The sequence below is a fragment of the Paracoccus haematequi genome (assembly GCF_900631945.1).
GTDB classification, from domain to species: Bacteria; Pseudomonadota; Alphaproteobacteria; order Rhodobacterales; family Rhodobacteraceae; genus Paracoccus; species Paracoccus haematequi_A.
Window position 1 is genome coordinate 1 of the sequence record NZ_UZWE01000079.1, and the last position, 16,664, is coordinate 16,664.

Below are 16,664 nucleotides of genomic sequence, written 5' to 3' on the forward strand. Positions count from 1 at the left end.
GGTCTTGTAGGTCGGGGCTGTCGGTCTGCTCATGCCCATCAGCTATCAAGCTGAAGTCACAAGATGAATCCCCTCAGGCCGGTTTGTGCAACAGAGCCGATCAGCGCAGGAAGCTGAAGCTGCGGTTCACGCCCAGATAGACCCGTTCCTCGTCGTCGTGGGTGCCGTCGCTGTCCTTGCTGCGGATCACGTTGGCGCCCGCGACCAAGGAAAAGTCGTTGGGCAGCGCGCGGCTGTAATCCAGCCCGAAGGAAACCGAGCGCGCATCCTCTCTGTCGCCCGATTGCACCTCGCTTTCGCGATAGCGGATATTGGCGGCGATGCTGGACACGGCCGAGATCTGGCGGCTGTAATTGGCGGTGATGTCGGTGTTCAGCGCCTCGTCGCCGTCGTTGTCGGTGACGGCCGCCCGGCGCAGCGACGCCTGCACCTGCGACATTTCGGTAAGCTTCTGGTTGTAGGCGATCTGGAAGATCGGGTCGTAATTGTCCTGGAACCGCGTCACGCCGACCTGGCCCGTCAGGGTGAAGCGGCGCAGTTCCAGCGTCCGGCCGATGTTGAAATTCTCGCGCCGCCCGGCGGTGCCGGGATCGGATCCGAAGGACAGCGACCAGTCCCCCAGAGGCCGCGACCGGGTCAGGCCCAGGCGCAGCGACGGGCCTTCGGCCTGTTCCACCGTGCCGTCGCCTTCCTCGCGCCGGATATGGGTGCGGGCCAGTTCGACATCCAGGTTGGTCAGCTTGTCCACCTGCAGGGACGCGCCCACGCCATAGCGGTCGGACCGGCTGTCGTTGACCTCGCCGTCGGTGCGGCTGGCCTCGGCCAGGATGCGGGCGCGGACCAGCGGCGTGGGTTCCAGGTAGAAGGCCACGTTGCCGCTGCGGGTTTCGCTGTCGTCCAGGTCGGGATCGGTGGTGCCGCTGTAATCGCGCCTGATCCAGGAAAGGCCGAATTCGCCGCCCAGCTTGGCCTCGCGCCCGAAGACATAGGTCAGGCGGGCATCGGTCTGGGCCACGCGGCCGCCGTCCAGGGTGACGAATTCGTTGCTGAGGTCGTCGAACAGGATTTCCTCGTCCAGGTCGTTCTCGCGATAGCCCAGTTCCGCCTCGATGGCGGAGTTGCGGGCGCCGCGCCGCAGCAGCAGCCGGGCCTGCGGATCGCCCAGGGCGAAGGACTTGTCCTCGTCGGGATCGTGCAGCCGGAAGGGCGCGGACAGCGAGAACTGGATCGTCTGGACGCGGCTGCCGGTGCGCAGGTTCAGGTCCAGCGGCGTGATGCCGATCAGGTCGCCGTCTTCCACCGCGATCTGCTGGCCGATGGTCAGCCGCGCCTCGGGGGCGGAAGGGTCGGTTTCCTGGGACTGCGCGCCAAGCGGTAGCAGGGCCAGAAGCCCCGCGAGGCCCGCCGCCGCAGTCGTCGTTGCCGTCCCGCGCCGCATCGTCGTCACTCGAACAGGCCGCGTTCGGGGACGATGATCACGTCGCCTTCGGCCAGCACGGGATCCATGTTCATGCCCGCGCCGCGCATGATCGCGGCATAGTTCACGGTGATCACCTGCCCCGGCATCGAGGCGCGGCGCAGCTGGATGCGCTTGGTCGCGGCAAAGGGCGTCAGCCCGCCCGCCTGGGACAGGGCTTGCAGGAAGGTGGTGCCCGGCGGGACCGCCTTGGCGCCCGGCGCGCTTGCCTCGCCCATGATGTAGATGTTGACCACCGCAGCCTCGACCGGGGCGGCCGGTTCGATCAGCGGGGTGGCGGTCACGAAGACCGTGGGCGGGGACGCCAGGACGCCCGCAAGGGCCTGGCTGATCCGGCTGCCCACCGCCGCGGGCGACTGGCCCGCGACCCGGATGCTGCCCGCATAGGGAAAGTCGATGGTCCCGCCCGGCAGCACCACCAGCGTGCGGTTCAGCGATTCATCCTCCAGCACCTCGACCGTCAGGCGGTCGCCGGACTGGATGCGGTATTCCTGCGCCAGGGCGGCGCGGGGAAAGGCCAGCGGCAGCGCCAGCAGCGCGGCCAGCATGAAACGCAGCAGGATCGTCATGGGTCAGTCCTTCAACACTGTTTCCCGTCAGGGCGCGCATCGCGGCGCATGTCCGTCAGGGTTTGCTTGTTACCACAATGCCATGAGCCAAAAGTGAACGGAGAGAAAAATTCGCCCCCCCTGTCACCCCGGGATCACAGCCGCCGCCCGTCAGTTGGTGGCCTGGCCCGCCGCCGGGGCGGCATCGCCTAAGGGCTCCCCCGCCGTGCCGCCGGTCGTCCCTCCGGTCGTTCCATTGGAGGCCGCCTCCCCCGCCTGGGCGGGGGCGTTCAGCCGGGCCAGGGCCTCGCGCGCGGCGGTGATCGACTGGCCTTCCTGGCCTTCGGGCAGCATTTCCAGGCCCTTTTCCAGCTGCGCCTTGGCGGCGTCGGTCTTGCCCAGGGCGGCCTGGACCACGCCCAGGTGCAACTGCACCACGGCATCCTGGGTCAAGGCGGCGGCGGCGCCTTCCAGATAGGGCAGCGCGGCGGCGCTGTCGCCGTTCAGGTGCTGGATCCAGCCATAGGTATCCATGAAGGGCGGCACGGTGGTGTCCTTCAGCCGCCGCGCCACGGCCGAGGCGCGCGCCACCGCCGCCGGATCGTCGGATTTCCAGGTCGCCAGCAGGCTTGCCAGGTTGTTGGCCACGATGATCGAGGTCGAATCGCGCGCGTAAAGCTGGTCATAGATGGCGATGGCGCCGTCGATGTCGCCCTCGCGTTCGGCCAGCCCGGCCTTGGACCACAGCAGGTCGGGATTGTCGGGAAGGGCCGCCAGGCCCTGTTCGGTCAGGGTCCGGGCCTCGTCCAGCTTGCCTTCCTGCGTCGCCAGCCGGATCAGGGCCAGGTGGGGCGGCAGGTCGTCGGGCTTTTCGGCGATCAGCGCGGTGAAGATCTCGCGCGCGGCGGGCAGGTCGTTGTTGGCCGCCTGGGTCATCGCCAGGGCCATGCGCGCGGCGCGGCTTTCGGGGTCGGCGGCGACCATGTCCTGCGCCAGTTTCAGCGCGGCGGGCGCCTGGCCCGAGGCAAGCTGCGCGCGGATCAGGCTCAGCTTGGCGCCGATATCGGCGTCGGCCGCATTGGCCTGCTGTTCCAGATAGGCAAGCGCGGCGGCCTCGCCCTCCTGGTTGGCGAGGCGGGCCAGATCCAGCCGGTCGGCGGCGGCCGTGGCCTGGTCGGTGCCGATCTCGCGCAGGCGGGTGATCACGCCTTCGGCGCGCGGCAGGTCGGGCATGGACAGATAGATCCGGCCCAGGGCCCCCAGCAGGTCCAGGTTGTCTGGGGTCCGGCGCAGGGCGGGCAGGATCGCGTCCTCGGCCGGGCGCCAGCGTTCCTCGGACATCAGCCGGTCCGCCAGGCGCAGCGTCTCGGCCGGCGCGTTGTTCGACGCGGCCGCCGCCTGCGACAGGTAATCGCGCGCCAGATCCGGCTCGCCCGCCCGGTCATAGGCGTCGGCCATCAGGCTCATCGCCTCGGCGTCCTGGGGGGCCTGGTCCAGGACCGAGCGCAGGGCCAGCACCGCGTCGTCCGCCCGGTCCTCCTGGATGTCCCAGAGGGCCTTGAGCTTCAGCGCGCCGGGCTGGCTGGCATTCTGGGCCAGCACCTCGTCGACCTGGGCTCGCGCGCCCGCCGCGTCGCCGGTTTCAACGAGCATCCGGGCCAGCTGGACCTTCACGTTCAGCGAGGTTTCCGTGGGTTCGGTCACGCCGTCCAGCACGGAGCGGATCTCGGCGATCGCCTCGGCCTGCTTGCCGTCGCGGAAATCGAAGCCCGCGCGCAGGGTGCGGAACAGCAGCGGATCGCCGCCCTCGGCGATGATGCGGTCCAGCTCAGCGCGGGCGGCATCCGCGCCGCGCTGCATCTCAACGAAGCGGACCAGGTCGGCGCGCGGCGCGGGATCGTCGGCGGGCGCGGCCTCGGCCAGGTCGCGCAGGAAGGCCTCGGCGCGGTCGGGCTGGTTCTCGGACATGTAGAACCGGACCAGATCGGCCTTGGCCTGGTCGTTGTCGGGGAATTTCGCGATGGTGGCGCGCAGATGCGCCTCGATCGCGGGCTTGTCCTGGCGTTCCGCCAGAAGCGCCAGCCGCTGCGCATAGCGTTGCGGATTGTCGGGTTGCAGTTCCAGCAGGCGCGCGGTCAGCCGGTCGGCCTCGTCCAGATCCCTGGCATTGGCCGCCCGGTCCAGCAGGATGCCCATCAGCATCGGATCGTCGGGCCGGGTCTGGGCCATCCGGGCCGCTTCCTCGCCCAGCGAGGCGCGGGCCTTGTCGTCCTCGGCCAGGGTGGCCTCGCGATAGCGGCGGGTCAGATCCAGCACCTGCACCTCTGCGTCCTGGGGCGCGATTTCCTGGGCGCGGGTGGCGTGGCGGACGAATTCGTCCGCCTGCTGGCTGTCGAAGGCCAGCCGCGCCAGGGCGATGCGGGTCGCCAGGTCGTCGGGATATTGCTCGGCCAGCCGCAGGTACTGGCTATAGGCCTGGCCGATGTCGCCCTGGGCGCGATAGGTGTCGGCCAGGGTCTTGCGGGCCTCGTAATGGGTGCCCTCGATGTCGAAGACGTTGCGGAACTGCACGATGGCGCGGTCCACGTCGCCCTGCTCCAGCAGCTGCAGCCCGGACTGGTAATATTCCTCGGCCTTTTCGGCCGATGTCTTGCAGCCGGCCAGCGACAGGCCCAGCCCCAGGGCCAGGGCCGTGGACAAAAGGAAACGCGCGCCCCGGCGGGGGGAAAGGCGGCTGGAGGAAACGTCGGCAGTCATGATGAATCACGGTCTCGCGGCTTGGGCGCGGCGGGCGGCGTTCTGACGGCCGCCGCGGGGAACACGCGACCTTAGTACCCGGTGCCGCGCAGAACGACCATCACTGTGCGCACCAAAATCTTCAGGTCAAGCCAGCCGGACAAATCCCGATGATATTCTTCGTCATAGCGGACGCGGGCCACGAATTCCGATTCGTTGCGTGCCGAGATCTGCCACAGCCCGGTGATTCCCGGCCGCAGGCGGTAATAGGCCCGCCCGTAATACAGATGCCGCTGGCCCACCATCATCGGGCGCGGGCCGACCAGCGACATGGTGCCGTTCACCACGTTCAGAAGCTGCGGCAGCTCGTCCATCGAGGTCTTGCGCAGCAGCCGCCCGACGCGCGTGACGCGCGGATCGCGCTTCAGCTTCTGGGTGCTGTCCCATTGGTGCCGGGCCTCGGGATCCTGGTCCAGATGCGCCTTGAGATGGCTTTCGGCGTCCACCACCATGGTGCGCAGCTTCCAGATGCGGAACACCCGGCCGTTGCGGCCCAGGCGCTTCTGCACGAAGAAGGGATTGCCGCCGTCGCAGGCCACCAGCAGCGCCATCAGCAGGATCAGCGGCACGGTGACGGGGGCGGTCAGCAGGATCAGCAGGGTTTCGAAGGCCCGCTTGGCGCCGTTGCGGTAAAGGCCCCGGTCCCGGTCGCTGTCGGGAAAGCCTACATCCGGCAGCACGAGATCGGGTTTGAAGTCGGTCATACGCGTATTGATCGTCAAAATTCCCTCCATCGAGGAAACAACCATGAAAAAAATGCCCCGAGGCGCGGCGCGGACTTTCGGCGCGGTCCATGGCAGCCAACCCGCTGCGGAAACGCCATCCCCGTGAACAAGGCCACGCTAGCACGCCGCAGCGGCGATCTGAATGTTTAGATTAAAAATTAGTTAAATTTTGACGCGTTTTTGCCGACTCCCCCGGACGTTCGGCGGCGTTGCGCCATCCTGGATGGCAAGACCGTGCAGGGGGCGCAATCGAGGGTTGAAATCCCCCGCCGCCTCTGCCCCGGCCGATCCGACTCAGATGATTTGTCCTCACTTTTAGGCAATCGGCCGGGCGCGGCGGGGCGCCGGACTGGCAAATGCCTGTCTGGGCGGGTATATCGTCCTCATCTTTCCCGGAGCGCGCCGTTTGAGCCAGTTCTATCTCGATCATTACGGCTTTTCGGTCCGTCCCTTCTCGATCCTGCCGGATCCCGCCATGCTGTTCTGGTCGGACCGGCACAAGAAGGCCTTCGCGGTCCTGGAATACGGGCTGATGACCCGCGCGCCCCTGACCGTCGTCACCGGAGAGGTGGGGGCGGGCAAGACCACGCTGATCCAGGCCCTGCTGCGGCGCACCGGCCCCGACATGCGCATCGGCCTGATCTCGAACGCGCGGGGCGACCGCGGCGACCTGCTGCGCTGGATCCTGAACGCCTTCGACATCGCCCCCCCGCCGGGGGCCGATTACGTCGACATGTTCCAGACCTTCCAGGATTTCGTGCTGTCCGAATACGCGGCGGGCCGGCTGGTGGTGCTGATCTTCGACGAGGCGCAGAACCTGGGCGCCGACACCCTGGAAGAGCTGCGGATGCTGACCAACATCAATTCGGGCACCGACGAATTGCTGCAACTGGTCCTGCTGGGCCAGCCCGAGCTGCGCGACATCATCACCCGCCCCGAACTGCGCCAGTTCGCCCAGCGAGTCAGCGCGACCTTCCACCTGGGCAGCTTCGACCCCGACACCTCGGCCGCCTATATCCGCCACCGGCTGCAGAAGGCCGGCGGCACGGGACAGGAAATCGACGCCGCCGCGATGGCCCGCATCCATGCGGAAGCGCGCGGCGTGCCCCGGATGATCAACAAGATCGCTGACCTGGCCCTGGTCTATGGCGCGGCGGCCGACCGCAAGACCGTCGGCGCCGACATCGTCGACGAACTGATCCGCGACGGGCTGATCCTGACGGCCGCCCCGGAACCCACCCTGCCCGAACCCGCCCCGGCCGACCGCCAGGCGCGGCTGGTCCTGGCCCATGAGCAAGAGGTCAAGCGGGACGCGACATGATCGACCTGCGATTTTACTGGTCCCTTCTGATGCGGCGCCTGCCGGTGATGCTGGCGCTGCTGATCATCTGTTCGGTCTTCGGCGCGGTCTGGGCGATCCGCGCGCCGTCCACCTATTCCACCTCGGCCCGGCTGCTGGTGGAAAACCCGCGCATCCTGGAAAGCCGCGACACCAGTGCCGATTCCGCCAATGAGATGCTGCAGGTGATCGAACAGCAGCTTCTGACCCGCGCCAACCTGATCGACGTGGCCAACAAGCTGCATGTCTTCGGCCAGGACAGCACGCTGAGCGTGGACGAAAAGCTGGACGAGATGCGCGCCAACACCCGCATCACCCGGACCGGCGGGCGGGACGAGGCGACGATGATGCTGGTCAGCTTCACCTCGCAGGATCCGCGCACGGCCGCCGCCGTGGTCACCGAATTCACCACCCTGATCCTGGGCACCAACACCCGCAACCGCGTGGGCCTGGCCGAGAACCGGCTGGCCTTCTTCCAACAAGAGGTCGACCGGCTGGGCCAGGATCTGGACGCGCAGAACGCCCGGATCCTGCAATTCAAGCGCGAGAACTCGGCCGCGCTGCCGGAAAACCTGCAATACCGCCAGGATCGCCAGTCGCTGCTTCAGGAACGCGTGGCCCGGCTGGAAAGCGACCTGGCCGTGTTGCAGGCGCAGCGGTCGGAAATGGTGCGGCTGTTCGAACAGACCGGCAACGTGCCCGCGAATGCCACGCCCCAGACCCCCGAGGAACAGCAGCTTGCCGCCCTGCGGGCCGAGCTGAGCGGGGTTCTGGGCGTCTATGCCGAGGACAGCCCCCGCGTCCGTGCGCTGAAGAACCGCATCGCCAATGCCGAACGCGCGGTCCAGGCGCAGGGGGTGCCCGCTGACACCGGCAATACCGGCAATTCGCTTCTGGACGTGAACCTGTCCCAGATCGACAGCCGCGTGACCATGCTGGAAAACGAACGCGCGCAGGCCGGGCAGGAACTGGAAGACCTGTCCGCCTCGATCAGCGCCACCGCCGCCAATGCCATCGCGCTTGGCGCCCTGGAACGCGACCAGCAGAACATCCAGGCCCGCTACAACGCCGCGGTGGCCAGCCTGGACCAGGCCCGGCAGGTCGAGCGGGTCGAAACCTCGGCCCAGGGGCAGCGCATCACCGTGATCGAGGCGGCCAGCGTGCCCAGCCAGCCCTCGGGCCCGAACCGCAAGAAGATCGCCCTGGCGGGCATCGGCCTGGGCCTGGGCCTGGCGGGCGGGTTCTTCGTGCTGATGGAGCTGTTGAACAACACCATCCGCCGCCCGGCCGAATTGCGGTCGCGCTTCCAGGTCACGCCGCTGGCGGTCATCCCCTTCATCGAGGGGCGGCGCGAACGGCGCCACCGCCAGGCGGTGCTGCTGGCCGCGATCCTGGCGGTGGTGATCATCATCCCCCTGGGATTGTGGGGGCTGCACACGCAATACATGCCGCTGGACATCTTGGCGCAGAAGATCGTCACCCGGCTGGGCCTGGGCTGAGGCGCGAAGGAAAGTCCGTCATGGAAAAGCTGCAAGCCGCCATCGAGATCGCCCGCAAGATGCGCGAGGCCGAACGCGGGGCGCCCCTGTCCCCCGCCCCGTCCCTGTCCCCGTCTTCCGCGGCATCCCCGGATGCCGCGATCCCCGCGCCGGTCCTGGATACCGATGCCCGCTGGCAGGCGCTGCCGGAAATCGGCCTGGATCCCGCCGCCCTGATCCGGTCGCGCATCCTGTCGCAAAGCGCGTCCCAGGAATCGACGCCCTTCGACGTGCTGCGCACCAAGATCCTGTACCAGATGCGCCAGAACGGCTGGCGGCGTCTGGCCATCACCTCGCCCCTGCCGAGATGCGGCAAGACCACGACGGCGGTGAACCTGGCCCTGGCGCTTGGCCGCCAGCCGGAACTGCGGTCGATGCTGTTCGATTTCGACCTGCGCGGGCCCTCGGTCGCCGGCAAGCTGGACCTGCCGCAGCCGCCCTCGATCGCGCCGCTGCTGCGCGGCGACCGCGATTTCGCCGACCACGGGCAACGGATCGGCCCGAACCTGGCCCTGGCCCTGTCGGGCGAGGCGCAGACCGACCCGACCCGGCTGCTGATGGCCGAGGCCACCCGTGACACCCTGGCCCGGATCCAGGGCGATTACGCGCCCGACATCATGATCTTCGACCTGCCCTCGATCCTGATCGGCGACGATGCGCGGGCCTTCCTGCAGCATGTCGACTGCGCCCTGATCCTGGCCCGCGCCGACCAGACCCGCTATGGCGATTTTGACAGCTGCGAACGCGAGGTCGGCGAATACACCAATGTCCTGGGCGTGGTCCTGAACGGCTACCGCCACGGCGGCGGGATGGCCGATGCCGAGGGGGGGAGCGCCTGAGAGCCAGGCGGGCCTGCCTTATTTGTATTCGATCAGCCCCGCCTGCCGGCCCGTCAGCCGCTTCAGCCGGAATTCCAGCACCCCAAGCGCCTCGGGCAGCTTGCCCAGGGTGGTAAAGACCGCCCGCAGCAGATCCCCGTCGCGGCGCCACAGCCGGACGACCTGAAGCGGCCAGGCCAGCAGCAGCGCCAGCAGCAGCGGATGGACGAATACCGCCCCCAGGATCGCGGCCAGCGGGATGCCCAGGCCCCAGGCCAGGGCGCGGCGGGTCTGCGCGACATTGTGCCGTTCCGGCGCCCGCCCGTGCAGGGCCGCGCCCAGGGCATAGGAATAGCCCGCCCGCCGGGTCCGCCGCCACCATTGCCCGAAGCGGTGCATGGCCGCGTCGTGGCGCGCCATCTCGGCGTCCAGGCGCCAGATCTGCCAGCCCGCCCGGCGCAGGCGCAGGCACAGTTCGGGCTCCTCGCCCGCGATCAGCGCCGGGTTGAAGCCGCCGGCCTCGTGGAACGCCCCGGCCCGGATCAGGGCGATGCCGCCGCAGGCGCCGACCTGCCCGACCGGGGTGTTCCATTCGTGGTCGATCAGCCGGTTGTAGAGCGATGCCTCGGGGGCGATCTCGCGCAGCCGGCCGCAGGCCACCGCCGCCTGCGGGTTGTCCGTCAGGAACCGGGACGCCAGGGGCAGCCAGCCGGGATCCAGGACGCAATCGCCGTCGATGAACTGGATATGGTCCGCAGGCGGCCCCTCCAGGGCGGCAACTCCGGCATTGCGCGCCCGTGCCGCCGTGAAGGGGCGGGCAATGTCCAGCCGCACCACTGTCACGCCTCGCGCGCGGGCCTGGGCGACGCTGTCGTCGGTGGACCCGGAATCGACGTAGACGATCTGCCGGAACCCGGCGGCCAGCAGGCTGTCCAGGCAGCGGACCAGCCGCTGGCCCTCGTTGCGGCCGATGGCCACGGCATCGTCTGTCACGGGCATGCCGCCGCCTCCTGCCGCAAGGCGGCCGCCTGGGCCGGATGGCGGCGCGTCTGCCGGGTATAGGCGCTGCGGCGGACCGGCTCCGCCGGGCCGGGCTGGTCCGCCGGGTCGGCGACGCGGCCCAGTTCCAGCCGTCCTGCCAAGGCTCCGGCCAGAAGCCATGTCACCGGGGTCAGGGTCGCGTTCGGGATCAGGTCGATCATGTTGGCCGTCAAGGCCATGGTCAGGCCGGCCGTCGCCGGGGTCAGGGCCAGCTGCTTCCAGCGCAGCCCCAGGAAGATCATCGGGATCAGCAGCAATCCGAACTGGGCCAGGTACCCGATCCAGCCCTGGGTGCCGATGACGATGATCCAGTAGCCGTCGGTGACGCTGAGATCCCTGCCCTCGGCGTCGAAGACCCGGTTGCGCCCCCAGCCCCCCCAGCCGAAGGCGGGGCGGTGATTGGCCTTGTCCAGCAGGATGTCCTCGTTGTCGAAACGAGTGCGCAGGGACGCTGCCCGGTCGGAATTGATGCCCTCGGCAAGGGAAAGCGCGGTGTCGGTGGGCACCAGGTTCGCCCCCCGCAGCATCGGAAAGACCAGCAGGGTCGCGGCCAGAACCGCGGCGCCGATGACCTGAAGGCGGACCGGCAGGAACAGGATCATCGCCCCCAGCAGCAGCCCGATGCCCAAGGCGCCGACCCCCTTGGCCAGGACCAGCGTCATGAACAGCCAGCCCGAGGCCGCAAGCCACCGGATCCTGTCCTTGCCCGAACTGCTGCGCCACAGGGCCATGGCGGCCAGGAAGGATCCGCAGAAGAGGATCGCCAGCCACAGCCCGTGGTGCAGGAAGACCACCGGGCGAAAGCCCCCGGCGCGGATGTGCTGCTTCCAGTCATGGGGGAAATAGCCATAGATGTTGCGGCTGAGCTGGGGCGAAAAGCGCACCTCGTACAGGGCGGGCAGCGAATAAAGCACCCCCGCCACGACCAGCCCGACCAGCAGGGTTCTTTGGGCATCGGGGTGGGCCAGGTACTTCCGCGCCAGCAGAAAGGGCAGCAGGGTGAACAGGGTGGTGCCCAGGAAGGATGCCGCATCATAGGGCCGCAGGGCGGGCAGGATCGTCGACCCGTATCGCAGCGCGTCGCCATTCGTCAGGACGGTGGCCACCGCGCCCGCCAGCATCATGATCGACAGGATCCGCACCACCCGGCTGCGCGGCCAAAGGCCCGGCAGCACCATGTCCGGCGCAAGGGCCTTGTGCGGCATCGGCCTGGCCATCGTCGCGGCGGCCAGGACCGCCGCCAGGGCCGGAATGGAATCCTTGTTCAGGCTGGGAACCGCCGGAAGCTCAATCGAGAAATTCCGGGGCAGCAGCAGATAGGCCCCCAGGATGGTCGCCGTCACCGCCGTCGCAGGCGTCCGGCTGGCGAAAAGCCAGAACACCACAACAGGCCAGGACAGGACGGCAATCATCGAGATCATGGCTGCTTCCTGCCACAACCCGCCCGGCGAGGCCACGGGGATCTGTACCGGCCATGACCGTGCGGAATCCGGGCGGATCTAGTGTTGCAAATGGCTCTGCCCGCCGCTGGGCCTAAGCGTATTCCTGTGGATCAATCCGTACCATGCGCCTCGGCTGCTCTGCGGCAGCAACCCTGTCCATAGGGATAGAAGCAGGGATAGAAGCCGTGTAACCCGGCTGGAACAGGCCCCAGGACGCTGGTATGGCTGCCCGAGCGCCAAGGCAGCCAAAGGAAGGGCGGGTGATGCGGCTTTATTATTCGGTGTCATCGTCGGGAAACTTCGGCGACGATATGAACGAATGGTTCTGGGACGGGCTGCTGACTGGCTGGCGGGACGCCGAACCCGATGTCACCCTGTTCGGGATCGGCACCATCCTGGGCCAAAAGATTCTGGCCGATCACGGTCGTGTCCTGGTCTGCGGAAGCGGCGCGGGCTATGGCGGCATCAACGGAATCGACCGCAGCAGGGTGGATGTGTCCTGGGTGCGCGGCCCCCGGACCGCCGCGATGATCGGGCTGGACCGCGCCCTTGCGATCACCGACCCGGCCTGCATGGTCACGACGATGCCTCGCTTTTCCGGCCTGCCCCAGGGCAGCGGCGGGGCGATCTTCATTCCGCATCGGTCGACCGCGCGGCTGGATCTGGATTGGGGCAGGATCGGCCGCCATGCGGGCTTGCGGGTGGTTCTACCCTCGGGCCAGGCGCAGGAGGTGATTTCCGAAATCGCTGCTGCGGACCTGGTCGTCACGGAATCCATGCATGGGGCGATCCTTGCCGATGCCTTCCGGGTGCCCTGGGTGCCGGTCAGGATCTCGAACGAGTTCAACGATTTCAAGTGGCATGACTGGGCCGAGAGCGTCGAGGTCCGGATGCAGGTCCAGGACGCCCTGCGCCTGCCCCGGCATGTCTGGCTGCTTCTGAAGGGCGCCAAGGACAGGATGCGGGCGCTGCGGAAAGGGCAGATTTTCCTTCCGAAGGATGCCGCCGTTTCCCCCGGCCCCGCACAGGCGGCCGCGACGGATCTGGGCGAACAGGGGCGGCGGCGCGTGAAAAGCCTTGCCAGAACCTTCGCCCCGGCGATCGAAGTCGCCCTGGGCCGCGACCTGAAGCGCGTCGCCCGGACGGCCCCCCATCTCAGCCGCGATGGGGTGGTGGCGGACAGGATCGACCGCATCCAGGACAGGCTTGCCCTGGTCCAGCGGCGGATCGACCGGGATCTGGGACGAGCCTGACCGCAGGGACAGGACCGCAGGGGCAGGGACGGTCAGGACGGGGGCTGCCAGGCCCCGGCGCGGTCCGCCTCGATCTCGGCCACGGCGCGGGCCTTGCCGGCGATCAGCGCGCGGCGCTGATAGGCGCGGATGAAGCGGCGCAGCTCGGCGTCGCCATGCTGCGTTTCGCGGCGCAGCCAGGCGCCCAGATAGCCCTGGATCGTCGCCAACCCGCCCAGCACATAGGGCGGATGGGCCATGCGATACAGCCCGGTGGCGATGAAGTACAGCGGATCCGATCCCATGTAATACTGGCCGAAGCCGTGCCGCCTGCGCCCGGTGAAGACGCTTTTCTGCGACGATCCCATGGGGCGCAGGTGTTCGAAGCGCAGGTCGTCGTCGTTCCAGCTGACCGCGATCCAGCCAAGCTGGCGGGCCTTGTGGCAGTCGATGGCGTCCCACATCACCTCGCGCACGAAGCCGCCGATCTGCCGGAAGCATTCGCGGCGATAGAACTTGGTCATGCCGACCGACATCTCGTCGCCGCATTTTTCCGAAATCCAGCGGCCGGCGGCGTTGCGGAACCAGGGCTTGCCCGAACAGGTGCCGATCCGGGGGTTTTCCTCCATCCGCGCCATCAGGATCTCGAAGTAGCGCGGCGGCAGATCCAGATCCAGATCCAGCTTGCACAGATAGGGATAGGCGTCCGCATCCACCTGATCCAGGCCGTAATAGAAGGCCTCGATCACGCCGGGTCCGACGGCGCGGTGGCCGCGATCGGGCTTGGTGACGACCTGGATATAGGGATAGCGTGCCGCGTATTCGGCCAGGATCGCGGGGGTATCGTCGGTGGATCCGTCGTCGACGATGACCCATTTCGCCGGCGGCACGCTTTGCTGGGTCACGCTGTCCAGCGTGCGCCGCATGTAGTCGGCTTCGTTGCGGCAGGGCGAGACCAGCAGATAGGCCCTGTGCGGGATCGAGGAAGACACGGCAAACCTTTCGGCGGGAATCGACGCCCCGACTTCTGCCTTTCCGCACGCCGAATCACAAGCGGATGGGGATATGCCTCCGACCAGCCGGAAGTCCTGCGGCCTGGATGGTCAGAACCGACCGCTCAGTCCGCAGAATTTCGCGCATAAAGTGCAGCGGCTTCGGGAATACAGCCCGTAGGAAGGCTCTGCCTGGAAATTTTCGGGAAGTAACCATGATAATTGTCAATAAGGCTGTATTAACCCTTTTTAAGTCTTGTTCGGCATGCTGGGGAAATGATAAAAATTTTAAGCAATGTCGGCCTGTGCCGATAACTAGTGAAAGGTGTACCCATGAACGCTTTTAAGACCCTCCTGGCCGGCTTGGTCCTTGCTGCTTCCACCGTCGGGGCCAATGCCGCGACCTACTACGCGGACAAGGTGATCAACGTTAACCGCGGTAGCTGCACCGGGAGCGATTATGGCTGCTCGGTCAACGACCGCCAGAATGTGAACAATGCCGTCGACGACAGCGACAGCACGTTCTATGCGCTCGGCTTCGGCGGCGACATCACTGTCGGCTTCCCGATCCCGCTGCTGTCCCAGCAGACCATCTCGGCCTTCGAGATCACGTTCAACCGTCAGGTTGGCCATGACGAAGCCGCCAAGGTGTTCTCGGTCCTGAACGGCGTCGAATCGTATCTGGGCACGATCACCAACTTCGAAGGCGAAAACAGCGTCGTCGCATCCGGCCCGTTCCAGTACATCAAGCTGCTGGACGTGTCGCTGAGCGTGTTCCCCAACACCACCAGCTATGACGGCTTCGACCTGGGCGCCATCAAGGTTTCGCCGGTTCCGCTGCCGGCTGCCGGTGTCCTGCTGCTGGCGGGCCTGGGTGGTCTGGCCGCCGTGCGCCGCCGCAAGACCGCTGCCTGATCCACAGGCTGCCTGAATCGCGAAAGCCCGCCCGTGCAAGGCGGGCTTTTTGCTGCCCGGCCCGCCGATGGCGCGGATCCGCAAAAAATTGACCGACCTGCCCGCATGGACAGCATGAATTCGTCATCGGAATCGGGCATGGTGGCGCTATAACGCCGGCAGGCGCCATTAAGCGGTTCGTAAAGGTATTTCAGGTCATGGCTTCCAGCGAAAATTTCACAGCCGTCCGGGACCGGATGTCGTTCAACGCGGCCGGGATGTTCCTGCTGGCCTTGGCGACGGTCGCCGCAGGCTGGTTCTTCATCGACGGGCTGGATGCGCTGCTGCTGGCCTGGCAGACGCCGGAATACAGCCACGGCCCTTTGATCCCGATCCTGTCGGGGCTGATGTTCCTGCGCGAACTGAAGCAGTATCCGCCCCAGGACGGCCCGGTCCCCGACCGCTGGCCTGGCGTCGCCGTGATCGCCCTGGCCTTTTTCTTCGGCGCCCTGGGCAAGCTGGCGCAGGTGGACGACATCGTCGCCTATGCCACGATCATCTGGGTGGGCGGCATCATCCTGGTGACGATGGGATGGTCGCGGGGCTGGCATTTCTGGCCCTCGGTCCTGCATCTGGTCTATATGCTGCCGCTGCCCGCGACGCTGTATTACAAGGTGTCGATCTGGTTGCAGATGGTGTCGTCGGAAATCGGCGTCGGCATCCTGAAGCTGCTGTCGGTGCCGGTCTTCCTGGAGGGCAACATCATCGACCTGGGCGTGATGCGCCTGCATGTGGCCGAGGCCTGTTCGGGCCTGCGCTACCTGTTCCCGATCATGTCGTTTTCTTACATCTTCGCGGTGCTGTATCGCGGGCCGAAATGGCACAAGGCGGTGCTGCTGCTGGCCGCCGTGCCGATCACCGTCTTCATGAACTCGGTCCGCATCGCCATGGCCGGGATCATCGCGAACTCTTACGGCGTCGAATGGCTGGAAGGCTTTACCCATTTCTTCGAGGGCTGGGTGATCTTCATCATCTGCATCGTGCTGCTGTTCGCCCTGGCGCGGCTGATGCTGCTGTTCCATCCCGGACGCCCGACGCTGGCCGATGCGCTTGACCTGGAAACCTCGGGGCTGCTGGCGCAGGCGGGACGGATCCGGCAGATCCGGCCCTCGGCCGCGATGGCGGCTGCGGCGGTGCTGGGACTGGCGGCGCTTGGCGCCTGGCAGCTGGTGCCGCAGGATCGCGGCCATCAGGTCACCCGCAGCGCCTTCGCGATGTTCCCCACCCGCCTGGGCGACTGGCAGCAGCGCGGTCCCGAACAGCGGCTGGAGCCCGATATCGCCAAGGCGCTTGGCGCGGACGATTACCGGCAGGTAACGATGGCGCGCGACGCGGCGACCCCCACGGTCGGGCTGTTCATGGCTTTCTATCACGACCAGTCCAAGGGCGGCGTCCATTCGCCCGAGATCTGCCTGCCCTCGTCGGGCTGGGAAATCGCCAAGCTGGAACGGGTGGACATCGCCCCGCGCCTGGGCGTGGACAGCCAGTTCATGCTGAACCGGGCGATCATCCAGAAGGGTGAATCGCGGATGATGGTCTATTACTGGTTCCAGCAGGGCGAACGCCGCGTGGCCTGGGATGTCGCGGCCAAGTTCTATCTGCTGGCCGACGGCATCCGCACCGGCCAGACCGACGGCGGCATCGTGCGCCTGACCACCCCCATGGGCGCCCAGGAATCCGAGGAATCGGCCGAAGCCCGGCTGCTGGAAATGACCCGAGAGGTCATCGCGCCGCTGCCGAAGTTCATGCCCGAGGAATGATC

13 protein-coding genes are annotated in these 16,664 nt (G+C 67.4%); 6 read left to right on the top strand and 7 right to left on the bottom strand.

What is annotated here, in order from left to right:
• Positions 1-100: 100 nt before the first annotated feature.
• The 4 genes from PARHAE_RS20100 to PARHAE_RS20115 all read right to left on the bottom strand — a co-directional run bounded on the left by PARHAE_RS20100 (position 101) and on the right by PARHAE_RS20115 (position 5,525).
• Positions 101-1,438 carry a DUF481 domain-containing protein gene (locus tag PARHAE_RS20100; protein WP_126156281.1) on the bottom strand — a complete coding sequence of 446 codons (1,338 nt, stop codon included), beginning with the start codon at positions 1,436-1,438 and terminating at the stop codon, positions 101-103.
• 5 nt (positions 1,439-1,443) lie between these two features.
• Positions 1,444-2,046: a polysaccharide biosynthesis/export family protein gene (locus PARHAE_RS20105; RefSeq protein ID WP_126156282.1), complete on the bottom strand. Its 603-nt coding sequence runs from the start codon at positions 2,044-2,046 to the stop codon at positions 1,444-1,446.
• A 150-nt stretch (positions 2,047-2,196) separates the two neighbouring features.
• Complete coding sequence (locus PARHAE_RS20110) at positions 2,197-4,782, bottom strand: tetratricopeptide repeat protein (RefSeq protein WP_126156283.1); 2,586 nt, start codon at positions 4,780-4,782, stop codon at positions 2,197-2,199.
• 71 nt (positions 4,783-4,853) lie between these two features.
• Positions 4,854-5,525 (bottom strand): sugar transferase, encoded by a 672-nt coding sequence (locus tag PARHAE_RS20115; protein ID WP_126156315.1) that lies wholly within the window; start codon positions 5,523-5,525, stop codon positions 4,854-4,856.
• Positions 5,526-5,952: 427 nt separating this feature from the next.
• Here PARHAE_RS20115 and PARHAE_RS20120 point away from each other — a divergent pair, with 427 nt between their 5' ends.
• Genes PARHAE_RS20120 through PARHAE_RS20130 form a run of 3 tightly spaced genes read left to right on the top strand, consistent with a single transcriptional unit; the run spans position 5,953 to position 9,262 of the window.
• Entirely contained in the window at positions 5,953-6,867 is a 915-nt protein-coding gene (locus PARHAE_RS20120) for an ExeA family protein (RefSeq protein ID WP_241232912.1), read from the top strand.
• Positions 6,864-8,384, top strand: coding sequence for a GumC family protein (locus PARHAE_RS20125; RefSeq protein ID WP_126156284.1), 1,521 nt, complete (start codon positions 6,864-6,866; stop codon positions 8,382-8,384). The genes PARHAE_RS20120 and PARHAE_RS20125 overlap by 4 nt, the downstream gene beginning before the upstream one ends.
• Positions 8,385-8,404: 20 nt before the next feature.
• Positions 8,405-9,262, top strand: coding sequence for a CpsD/CapB family tyrosine-protein kinase (locus tag PARHAE_RS20130; protein WP_126156285.1), 858 nt, complete (start codon positions 8,405-8,407; stop codon positions 9,260-9,262).
• Positions 9,263-9,280: 18 nt separating this feature from the next.
• Here PARHAE_RS20130 and PARHAE_RS20135 read toward each other — a convergent pair whose 3' ends face one another.
• Entirely contained in the window at positions 9,281-10,240 is a 960-nt protein-coding gene (locus tag PARHAE_RS20135; protein WP_126156286.1) for a glycosyltransferase family 2 protein, read from the bottom strand.
• On the bottom strand, positions 10,231-11,703 hold the full coding sequence (locus PARHAE_RS20140) for a hypothetical protein (protein WP_126156287.1): 1,473 nt from the start codon (positions 11,701-11,703) through the stop codon (positions 10,231-10,233). Before PARHAE_RS20140 ends, PARHAE_RS20135 begins: the two co-directional genes overlap by 10 nt.
• Positions 11,704-11,987: 284 nt before the next feature.
• Between PARHAE_RS20140 and PARHAE_RS20145 the strand changes: the two genes are divergently transcribed.
• Positions 11,988-12,977 (top strand): polysaccharide pyruvyl transferase family protein, encoded by a 990-nt coding sequence (locus tag PARHAE_RS20145; protein WP_164555334.1) that lies wholly within the window; start codon positions 11,988-11,990, stop codon positions 12,975-12,977.
• A gap of 32 nt (positions 12,978-13,009) precedes the next feature.
• Here the strand turns inward: PARHAE_RS20145 and PARHAE_RS20150 are convergent, their stop codons facing one another.
• On the bottom strand, positions 13,010-13,948 hold the full coding sequence (locus tag PARHAE_RS20150) for a glycosyltransferase family 2 protein (RefSeq protein ID WP_241232913.1): 939 nt from the start codon (positions 13,946-13,948) through the stop codon (positions 13,010-13,012).
• Between the two features lie 333 nt (positions 13,949-14,281).
• Here PARHAE_RS20150 and PARHAE_RS20155 point away from each other — a divergent pair, with 333 nt between their 5' ends.
• Both PARHAE_RS20155 and xrtD read left to right on the top strand, forming a co-directional pair.
• Positions 14,282-14,863 carry a VPLPA-CTERM sorting domain-containing protein gene (locus tag PARHAE_RS20155; protein WP_126156289.1) on the top strand — a complete coding sequence of 194 codons (582 nt, stop codon included), beginning with the start codon at positions 14,282-14,284 and terminating at the stop codon, positions 14,861-14,863.
• Between the two features lie 197 nt (positions 14,864-15,060).
• Positions 15,061-16,662: a VPLPA-CTERM-specific exosortase XrtD gene (gene xrtD, locus PARHAE_RS20160; RefSeq protein ID WP_126156290.1), complete on the top strand. Its 1,602-nt coding sequence runs from the start codon at positions 15,061-15,063 to the stop codon at positions 16,660-16,662.
• Positions 16,663-16,664 lie beyond the last annotated feature (2 nt).

Coding starts and splice junctions, on each gene's coding strand:
- PARHAE_RS20100 (WP_126156281.1), bottom strand. CDS start 1,438: ATGCGGCGCGGGACGGCAACGACGACTGCGGCGGCGGGCCTCGCGGGG.
- PARHAE_RS20105 (WP_126156282.1), bottom strand. CDS start 2,046: ATGACGATCCTGCTGCGTTTCATGCTGGCCGCGCTGCTGGCGCTGCCG.
- PARHAE_RS20110 (WP_126156283.1), bottom strand. CDS start 4,782: ATGACTGCCGACGTTTCCTCCAGCCGCCTTTCCCCCCGCCGGGGCGCG.
- PARHAE_RS20115 (WP_126156315.1), bottom strand. CDS start 5,525: ATGACCGACTTCAAACCCGATCTCGTGCTGCCGGATGTAGGCTTTCCC.
- PARHAE_RS20125 (WP_126156284.1), top strand. CDS start 6,864: ATGATCGACCTGCGATTTTACTGGTCCCTTCTGATGCGGCGCCTGCCG.
- PARHAE_RS20130 (WP_126156285.1), top strand. CDS start 8,405: ATGGAAAAGCTGCAAGCCGCCATCGAGATCGCCCGCAAGATGCGCGAG.
- PARHAE_RS20135 (WP_126156286.1), bottom strand. CDS start 10,240: ATGCCCGTGACAGACGATGCCGTGGCCATCGGCCGCAACGAGGGCCAG.
- PARHAE_RS20140 (WP_126156287.1), bottom strand. CDS start 11,703: ATGATCTCGATGATTGCCGTCCTGTCCTGGCCTGTTGTGGTGTTCTGG.
- PARHAE_RS20145 (WP_164555334.1), top strand. CDS start 11,988: ATGCGGCTTTATTATTCGGTGTCATCGTCGGGAAACTTCGGCGACGAT.
- PARHAE_RS20155 (WP_126156289.1), top strand. CDS start 14,282: ATGAACGCTTTTAAGACCCTCCTGGCCGGCTTGGTCCTTGCTGCTTCC.
- xrtD (WP_126156290.1), top strand. CDS start 15,061: ATGGCTTCCAGCGAAAATTTCACAGCCGTCCGGGACCGGATGTCGTTC.